This window comes from Cryobacterium sp. 10I1 (assembly GCF_035019805.1).
Lineage (GTDB): Bacteria > Actinomycetota > Actinomycetes > Actinomycetales > Microbacteriaceae > Cryobacterium > Cryobacterium glucosi.
In genome coordinates, this window is the sequence record NZ_JASJVF010000149.1 from 1 (window position 1) to 8,249 (window position 8,249).

An 8,249-nucleotide genomic window follows, 5' to 3' on the forward strand; every position below is an offset into this window, starting at 1 on the left:
GGTAGGGACGCCCGGCCATCAGATGCCAGACGCCGGCGTCGATCCCGGCGGCCTGGACCCGGACGAGCACCTCGTCGGCTCCGACCTCCGGCTCGTCGATGTCCTCGAGGTGGAGGACGTCTGCGGAACCGTACTGATTCTGGACGAGGGCCTTCATGATTCTTCTCCTGACGGGGTGAGGGGCGGGGTGAGGGATGGCGTCGGGTACTGGAACACGTCGTCGAGCGGGACGCCGAAGGCGTGGGCGATCAGGAACGCCAGCTCGAGCGACGGCGAATAGCGGCCCTGTTCGATGGCGATGATGGTCTGGCGGGTCACGCCGGTGCGGTCGGCGAGATCGGCCTGGGTCATCTCGCCGTGGGCGAAGCGGAGCCGCCTCATGTCGTTGGTGACCCGGGTCGGCTTCGCGGAGGTCGCTGACTTCGCCGGCCTCACCATTGGGGCAGGCCCCTCCGGTAGGCGACGAGCCGCGCGATTCCGCCGAGGACCGCCGAGAGCACGAACGCGAGGTACACCGCGTTGGCGATCCAGAAGTACGGCAGTTGCAGCAGGGCCATCAGGAGGGCGGCGACGCCGCCGATCACGACGAACGACTGGCCGACGGTGTCGCCGAACCTGGCGATCTCGCGGTCGCGCTGGTCAGCCTGCCCGGCGTCCCGCGGCGACAGGATCGAGACCAGGATGTCGAGCACGATCGACACGACGATGGCGCCGCCGATGGTCCAGAGCAGCGCAGGCACGTAGGGCACCTCAGGGAGAGGGATGCCGTCCTCCCGGATCAGGATGAAGCCGAGATAGGTCGCGTACGCGGCGATCGCGGTGCCGAGCCTGATCCAGGCTCGCTTTTCCAGGGCTGACATCGGACTCCTTGAGGGCCGTGAAACGGTGCGAAGTAAAGCTGACATGACTCAATGTAAAGAAAATCATACTTCGTGTCAAGGAAAAGCTACATCTTCGTTGCCGGCCCCCGGTTCGCGCCGGCTCAGTCCGATGCCCCGGTGAGGGACCACGCCGTGACGGAGACCTCTCCGCCGGCGACGATGTCGAGGGTGCTCGGCCAGGAGCCCCGATCGAGCCCGGGATACAGGGCCGCGTACAGCGTGTAGGTCACGGGCACGTCTGCGGTCGCCATGGCATCCCAGCCGAGTCGGGTGATGGCGAATCCGCCGGCCGGGACTTCGATGGGATGGGGGCCGTCGTCGGTGGTCATGAAGGAGCCGCCGTGCACGAGCGTGACGGCGAGGTAGGAGCCGGCCTGGTCCGCGAAGGCGAGATCGGGGTAGCCGTTGAGCGTGCACGGGACGTCGCTGAAGTTCATGGCCTGGATCGACACGGTGCGGTGTCCGGTCGCGGCATCGGGATCCCCGAGCAGCACCGCCGTGTCTTCCTTCGTGCACCATCCGACGGGAGCCACCGCCGCGTCGGGAGCAACGGTCGGCGGGGGCGTGACCTGGACATCCGGATCGGGGACGGCGCCGAGGGTGTTGCCGTCGGCGAGGGCGTTCTCCGCCGCGGCGTGGAGTCGCTCGGCGCGGCTTCCGAATCCCGCCCCGAGGCCGGAGAGGACCAGGACGGCGACCATGATGCCACAGAGAACGGCGAGCGGGTGCCTGCGAAAGGGGCCGGTCGCGACGGGCGCAAGGGCGGCATCCGCGGTCGGCCCGGTTGCGGTGGCGGGCACCCGGACCCGGCGCAGGGTGAGCACGGCCGGCAACCAGCCCCAGGCGATCCCCCAGTATCCGCTGAGGAGCATGGACTCGCCGGCCGGATCGAGCACGAACGCCGCGCGCGACGGCGGGAATGCGGAGATGATCGCGCTGATCACCCACGGGAGGGTGGCAAGGAAGCCGGTCAGCACGGCCACGAACCAGAGGGCGAAGAACCGGGCGGCGCGGGATCCGTCCGTCCTGTCCACGATCAGGCACGCCAGGACCAGGTAGACCACGAAGACGCCCGCCGCTGAGGCGAGCGGTGCCAGGCCGACCCAGGGCCAGGACCAGAACCAGACGTTGCTCGGAATCGTCTCAGGAAGGAGGTGTTTCACGAAGGCGGTCGGGACGAGGCCGAACCAGGTCAGGAAGCCGAATGCGCCGGCGCACACGTTCTGTACTCGTTCCAGAGCTGCTCACCGGCCGGCCCATCGTTGACCCCGACCGCGGAGAACTGCCGAGGACAACGACAGTCGGCGGCGGCCGACATCCCCTCGCGAACCCGAACCCAGAACAAGTTCTCGCGCTCTTTCAACACAACTCTCGACGCCATGAACAACACCTCACTCATACGGTGTTGCTACGACCCCTTGAAGCCGCCCTAGGGTTACGAGACTGTCGAGTAGCACACGGCTGGGTCGAATCGTCTGAGTCGGGCTGCGGCGCTAGTGTTCGGACAAGAGCATTCATCGAACAACTAGGGGCACATTGAAACCGGTAACTGCACTTACGTGGGAGCACTTGCCGGACGCTGCGAAGAGAGCCCTGGCACAGGAAGCTTGGCTGGCAAAAAGCCTCCTCGAGTCCGGTACTACCGCCTTGCGGAACGCTGATTACGGTAGCCCCGGCCGATATTACGAGGGGTTCTTCAATATATGTATCGCCATCGAGCGAATGGCCAAACTCATCCTTGCACTGGACCAGAGGCTCGAGACCGGCGCATTTCCAACCCGCCAATATTTCAAAGACTCGGGTCACAAATTGGTTCCCCTTTTTCAAAATCTATTTGAAGTGTCGAAGCGACGAGGGTTCGAGATCGAGCAACCCAGCAATCGAGGCGAACCGGAGACGCTCGCCTTCCTCGACGAGTTCGCCACCCGCGATCGCTACTACAACCTCAATTCCTTGTCCTCGACGGCGACCACTAGTCAGCCGATCGCCGATCCCGTGCGGCGTTGGTATGCCTTGGTGTTTGCGGTTCTCACCGAGAAGGAGAAGCAGATCACACCTAGGGAGGCGCGCGATCTGGTCGGCGCCCAAGACATGGATAGGCTGCCTGCGGTACTGATCCACTTCGAATCCGAGACAGGCGAATCCCTGACCAGCTCATACGCCGAACAGCAGCAATGGTTAAAGACAAAACGCGTTCAGGTTCGCGGAACCATGCTGTGTCTAGGCCTTGTTCGATTTCAAGCGGAGATGATCCATGAACTCGACCAAGTGATGAATGCCGCCAGGATCGATGCCCCCCAGTTCGGGGAGTTCTTTTCGCAATGGCGAGCACCAGAAGACGCACGATTACGCAAGAAGAGACAATTCACCGCCAAGTGAGCAGTCGCCTGAAATTTGAACTTCGTCTCGTAACCGTTGTGTCTCAAATTCAATGGGCGGCTTCAAGACGGCCCCGCGTCTAACCGCGACGCCGAGCGGTCACAGAAAATCGCCACTTAGTGATCAACTCCACAGGTGACGGTCCCCGGAAAATCAAGGGTCGGCGCCGGCCGCGTCGACCTGGTGCTAAACGATCGATTCCGAATGCACTCCGCTCATTGGAGGATTCCGACAGCTTTGCACCAAGCGTGAACTGGACGATGTGCGTGTTGCAGTTAGGGCACCGCACCCCTGCGGGCAATTAAGTCGGGCGGGGTAAACGGGCATCCCAGCAATGGCGCGGCGATAGCTCACCGATGGCGACGACAGCGTCCGGTGACCGACCGCCTTACGAACAGTGCGTCGGATCCGCCATCTCACGCGGAATCCGAAACTCGAGATCGCTGAGAGGTGCTGGGGATCCGGGGACTTCACCGTCCGCTTGGCGTGGACCCCACCTCTATACAGTCGAGAGCGTGACCCGTTTACCGAACGAAAGCCTGCCGCCGCGTACGTCGTCGATCGACGAGGCAATTGTCAAGGCGAAGGCCCGGGCTGATGCAATGCTGGCTGACTTCATGGCGCAAGACCCACTGACAATCGACATAGCCGATCGCGTTCCGCACCTTCCGAGGGGTGTGCTCGACGTGCTGGTTGAGATGAAGGATCAACTCAACCAGAGGTCGCGAACAGCCATCGACGAGTGGCAGGAGCGCGAACGCCAACGCGGTCGCGAACTCTGGGAGCTCGTGGAGCGCCAGCATGACCAGTTCGTTGCGTCACTGCCGCCGAACTGGCAGTCTCCGGAAGTCGAGTTCCCTGACTTGAGCGAGCTTGAATCGCTGCAGCTCAAGGAGGGCCTCCCGCTCGCGTGGGTTCCGCCGAACGACGTTCTCCGACGCGTCTTGGGCGCGAATACTGCTGCGGGTCGGCGCAGGATCATCGCTGCCGAGGCAGACGCAATTCTGACCGCATGCATGAAGGAATTGCGGCGGCTTAAATCCGGCGAGACCACGCAGTGGCGAGGAACCGCGATCGAAGCGGCCCGCGTCATGAAGGCGGGGTACTGGCGGGCGGGTCAAGCGCTAGCGGCCATCGCCCTTGACACCGCCACCGAAAAGTTCGTTCGCGCTTCCTTTAGTGAGGCAACTAAGCACTTCAGCAACGGCAAACCGAACCCACCAGGTTCGTCGCCCCGGACGTTCCCGACCTGGTACGAAGTTGACTACCCCCGTGCATTGCTAGTGCTCCACAGCCTCTACGGCGCGTTCAGTATGTTCCGAGGCAAGAGTGGTGAGCCCGTTCCCGCACAGTTCACACGTCACGGTACAGTTCACTCCATGAGCGGGAGGCAGTACAGCAAGGCCAACGCGCTGATTTCATTGATGCATCTTGTCGGCCTGTTGTGTCTCATCGAGGACGGCTAGAGGCCAACGACGAAACTCCACCCTCCCCCGTAGATCGCACGCTGGAGGATCCCTTAGCGGGCGCTCATCTGTGCGTGGATCGTTACCCTTGAAGCATGGATGCGGACTGGATCGAACATCGACGTTCGGACGACGGTGAGCGTGTGGGGTGGATGAAGCCTGTCGGTGAGGGATTCGTCGCAATCGATCTGTTGGGACGTCGGAGAACCGACGTGGTGGACTGGATGCGTGCCGAAGATGCTCTCGAAGAATTAGGGCTGAGCTACCTTGCCGACCCACACGAGTTGCGGCTGGAGGATGGCTCCTGGCTGCGTGTGCGGATCGCTGAGGTGTCAGCCGCCGCGATCCGCGTCAAGAAGGACGACTGGGGCGATATGAACTCAACTCAGATCTACTACGAGGTGACATTTCCCGTGACCGAAGGGCAGCTTCGGCCGCTGTCTCGCTGAACAATCGGCTTACGGGCAGTAAAGGCCGGCAGGCATCTTGGATGCTTTCCACATCGTTCAGAAACGGTGTCAAAAACCCTGTTCATTTCAAAACCTTTTCCCGGATCTTGATTCCGGGCAGTTCCGTGAACAGCAGTTCTGACACGTTTGTGGGCTGCTCGTTCTCGTCGAGCGTGTTCCAGCTCACAAACGATCGTTTTCGGCTGATTTTGGGCAGAGCTTCGCTGCCCGACGGAATGTGTGCGTCTTTTGAGCTACTTACGCTTGTGCGTATTCCGGTGCACGCGAACCAGAGCGAGGCGCTGCGCGGCCTTATCGCTCAGCACTGGCAACACGATCCGAATTGCTTGGCAAACGATAAAGAATGCCAGAGCAAAGCCGACCACGATGCTTGCGGGTGCCGGAATCTCAATTAACAGCTGGGGCAAATTACTACCTCCACCGTCGGGACCGCCGACCGAGATGGCCGGCTCACTCATCTCGCGCCAGAGGCGCGGATGAGTTGCTTTTGGGGCGCACTGAAACGCCTAAGTGGGTGCCACGAAGAAGGCACAAAAAAAAGCCAGCAATAGCGGGCAGGTGGAGTGAGTGAGGTCTTTGACCCGCTCGGCGGCGTCGGAACAGAGCCGAGGGCATAAAAAAAGCCAGCTCATTAGCTGGCTATTTTTGGACGCACTCTACACGGCGTGACCAGTATGGCCCTAGATCTGCCGCCATGTCAATAGGTAAATCGACCATGAGCCCCGACCGTACCCAGCCAGCCAGCCCTAAAGAATCCTTACCGCCAACTACTGCACCATTCTTCCTCGACCCCGAATTTGTTATTCGTGACAGCTTGGGGGCCCAGCGGGTTGGCAGAGGAATAGACTTCGCACGTGCAGTCAATACGTTGCCCGCGGTGCAGCAAAGTCGCGCAGGTCGAAGTGATAGATGTCCCGCTATTGACGATGACCGGGCGAATGTACACGAGCTATGACTGTCCCACCGGATGTAGGGGCGAAGACCTCGTAACGGAACTGAACGCTGCACTGGGCACGAGCAACGCGGGACCGTTCTCGTGAGCGACCCACATGAGATTCCGATTGGTGCCGGCAGAGATATCGATGCGCTCGACGGGCATTTGAGCTACCTCGGCCGCGCGAGCGAGACGGAGTGGTTCGCGGCTCGCTACGTCGGTGGTGCACTCGCCAAACTTGCAACGATTGAAGAGACGACATCGCCGGAGCTCGCCTGGGTCGTGCGGCCCGTGTCTCCGCTGTACGACGTCGACGAATACGACAGTTGGGCAGAGGCAAGGCGCGCAGCTTTCCGCCTGCATTTGCCGTACTGATCAAGTTCGCCGTTCATAGCACGAAATAGTTACCCCAGGACGAAGGCTTGCGTTCGGCTGCGGTCTTTCGCGCGATCGTGGGCTCGTTGCACTTGAATGCTTTAGATCACCAGTCAGCGCAGTTTCGAGTCTTCCCCGTGCTGCACTGTTAACGGGGTCAGCCCACGATTCGGAAGAAATAACACGATAACGGCGTGGTCTCGAAACAGTGTGTGCTTGAAGGCGAACCCTCTGGAACGCATATTCCGCATGAACGCTGGGATGCAACGTACTTAGCCGCTGTCTGCCGAAATCCACTTTTGGGATAGAGCCAGCTGATTGAGTTCGATAATGATTTATGTCACCCGAGTGATGACGCGCGCCGCAGCAAGGTGGAGAGCCTCCAGTCGCCGTCACTAATCGTGTTATTTCTTCCGAATCGTGGGCTGACCCCCTATTGTGACGGCGCTCACTGAAATTCCCCAGTTCTGCTCACTGAAATTCCCCACTCCGGGTCGCTTCCGCTCATAGAAGCGGGCCCTCCTCGATGCTGATGGTCTTCGACCACACACCAGCCCGAGAAAGGCCCTACTCCTATGCTTTCAGAGGAGGACGACGTGGACATCCACGCGCTCAAACGGCAAGGGATGACGATCAGTGAGATCGCCCGCCGCACCGATCACGACCGCAAGACCATCCGCGCCTACCTGGCCGGCCAACGCACCCCGGGAGTGCGTCAACGCGCCGCCCCGGCCCCGTTCGACGCGTTCCTCGACTACGTCACCGCCCGCCTGGCCGAGGACCCGCATCTCTGGGCGGCGACACTGCTGGACGAGCTCGTCCCGCTGGGCTTCTCGGGGTCGTATCAGACCCTGACTCGCCAGATCCGGTACCGGAACTTGCGGCCGGCCTGCACGGCCTGCGCTCACGTGACGAAGCGGCCCAACGCGCTCATCGAGCACCCGCCGGGCGAAGAGACCCAGTTCGACTGGGTCGAGCTGCCCGACGCCCCAGCCGGGTGGGCGTTCCCGACCAAACGCGCCTACGTCCTCGTCGGGTCGCTCGCGCACTCCGGGGTTTGGCGGGCGGTGATCTCCCCGTCGATGGACCTGCCCCACCTGCTCGCCGCGATGACGGTCCTGCTGGGGCTGCTCGGCGGGGTGACGAAAACGTGGCGGTTCGACCGGATGAGCACCGTGCTGAAGGCCGGGACGAGTGATCTGACGCCGATGTTCGCCGCGTTCTCCAAGCACCACGCGGACAGCGTCGTCGCTTGCCGGCCCCGGTCGGGCAACCGCAAGGGCGTGGTCGAGAAGAACAACCACACCGCCGCGCAGCGCTGGTGGCGCAACCTCCCCGACGACGTCACCCTCGAGCAGGCCCAGCAACGCCTCACCGCGTTCGCCACTGGCCAAGACGGGCGGCGGCGCGAGGGCCGGGACGGGTCGACGACGGCCGCGGTCATGTTCGCCGCGGAGCACCTCCAACCGTTGCCGCCGACGCTGTTCCCGGTCGTGGTGACCGAGGAACGCACCGCGACGAGGCAGGCCCTGATCGATTGGCGCGGGAACCGGTACTCCGTGCCGCCAGAGCTGGCCGCTGCCCGCGTCGTCGTCCACCAACGCCTCGGCGCGGCAACCATCGATATCGCGACGGTCTCCGGCGTTGTCCTCGCCCGCCACACGCTCGCGGAGGCCTTGAACACGGTTTCTCATTGACATCCGCGCGGAACCAAGCCAGGACCATTTGTTAGCGGCCATGCCAA

9 protein-coding genes are annotated in these 8,249 nt (G+C 62.4%); 6 read left to right on the forward strand and 3 right to left on the reverse strand.

What is annotated here, in order from left to right; all coding sequences use genetic code 11:
- Positions 1–153 precede the first annotated feature (153 nt).
- The 3 genes from QN345_RS12675 to QN345_RS12685 form a co-directional block, all read right to left on the reverse strand.
- Positions 154–438 (reverse strand): helix-turn-helix transcriptional regulator, encoded by a 285-nt coding sequence (locus QN345_RS12675; RefSeq protein WP_134449598.1) that lies wholly within the window; start codon positions 436–438, stop codon positions 154–156.
- Positions 432–860: a hypothetical protein gene (locus tag QN345_RS12680; protein ID WP_134561024.1), complete on the reverse strand. Its 429-nt coding sequence runs from the start codon at positions 858–860 to the stop codon at positions 432–434. The genes QN345_RS12675 and QN345_RS12680 overlap by 7 nt, the downstream gene beginning before the upstream one ends.
- A gap of 122 nt (positions 861–982) precedes the next feature.
- Entirely contained in the window at positions 983–2,101 is a 1,119-nt protein-coding gene (locus tag QN345_RS12685; protein ID WP_323508707.1) for a DUF4232 domain-containing protein, read from the reverse strand.
- Between the two features lie 502 nt (positions 2,102–2,603).
- Here QN345_RS12685 and QN345_RS12690 point away from each other — a divergent pair.
- From QN345_RS12690 to QN345_RS12715, 6 genes are all read left to right on the forward strand, one after another.
- Complete coding sequence (locus QN345_RS12690) at positions 2,604–3,260, forward strand: hypothetical protein (RefSeq protein ID WP_323508708.1); 657 nt, start codon at positions 2,604–2,606, stop codon at positions 3,258–3,260.
- A 515-nt stretch (positions 3,261–3,775) separates the two neighbouring features.
- Complete coding sequence (locus QN345_RS12695; protein WP_323508709.1) at positions 3,776–4,726, forward strand: hypothetical protein; 951 nt, start codon at positions 3,776–3,778, stop codon at positions 4,724–4,726.
- Positions 4,727–4,821: 95 nt separating this feature from the next.
- Positions 4,822–5,175, forward strand: coding sequence for a hypothetical protein (locus QN345_RS12700; RefSeq protein WP_323508710.1), 354 nt, complete (start codon positions 4,822–4,824; stop codon positions 5,173–5,175).
- 41 nt (positions 5,176–5,216) lie between these two features.
- Entirely contained in the window at positions 5,217–5,591 is a 375-nt protein-coding gene (locus QN345_RS12705; RefSeq protein ID WP_323508711.1) for a hypothetical protein, read from the forward strand.
- Positions 5,592–6,232: 641 nt separating this feature from the next.
- Complete coding sequence (locus tag QN345_RS12710; protein WP_323508712.1) at positions 6,233–6,505, forward strand: hypothetical protein; 273 nt, start codon at positions 6,233–6,235, stop codon at positions 6,503–6,505.
- Positions 6,506–7,080: 575 nt separating this feature from the next.
- Positions 7,081–8,202 carry a Mu transposase domain-containing protein gene (locus QN345_RS12715; RefSeq protein WP_323508713.1) on the forward strand — a complete coding sequence of 374 codons (1,122 nt, stop codon included), beginning with the start codon at positions 7,081–7,083 and terminating at the stop codon, positions 8,200–8,202.
- The last annotated feature ends 47 nt before the right edge of the window (positions 8,203–8,249 follow it).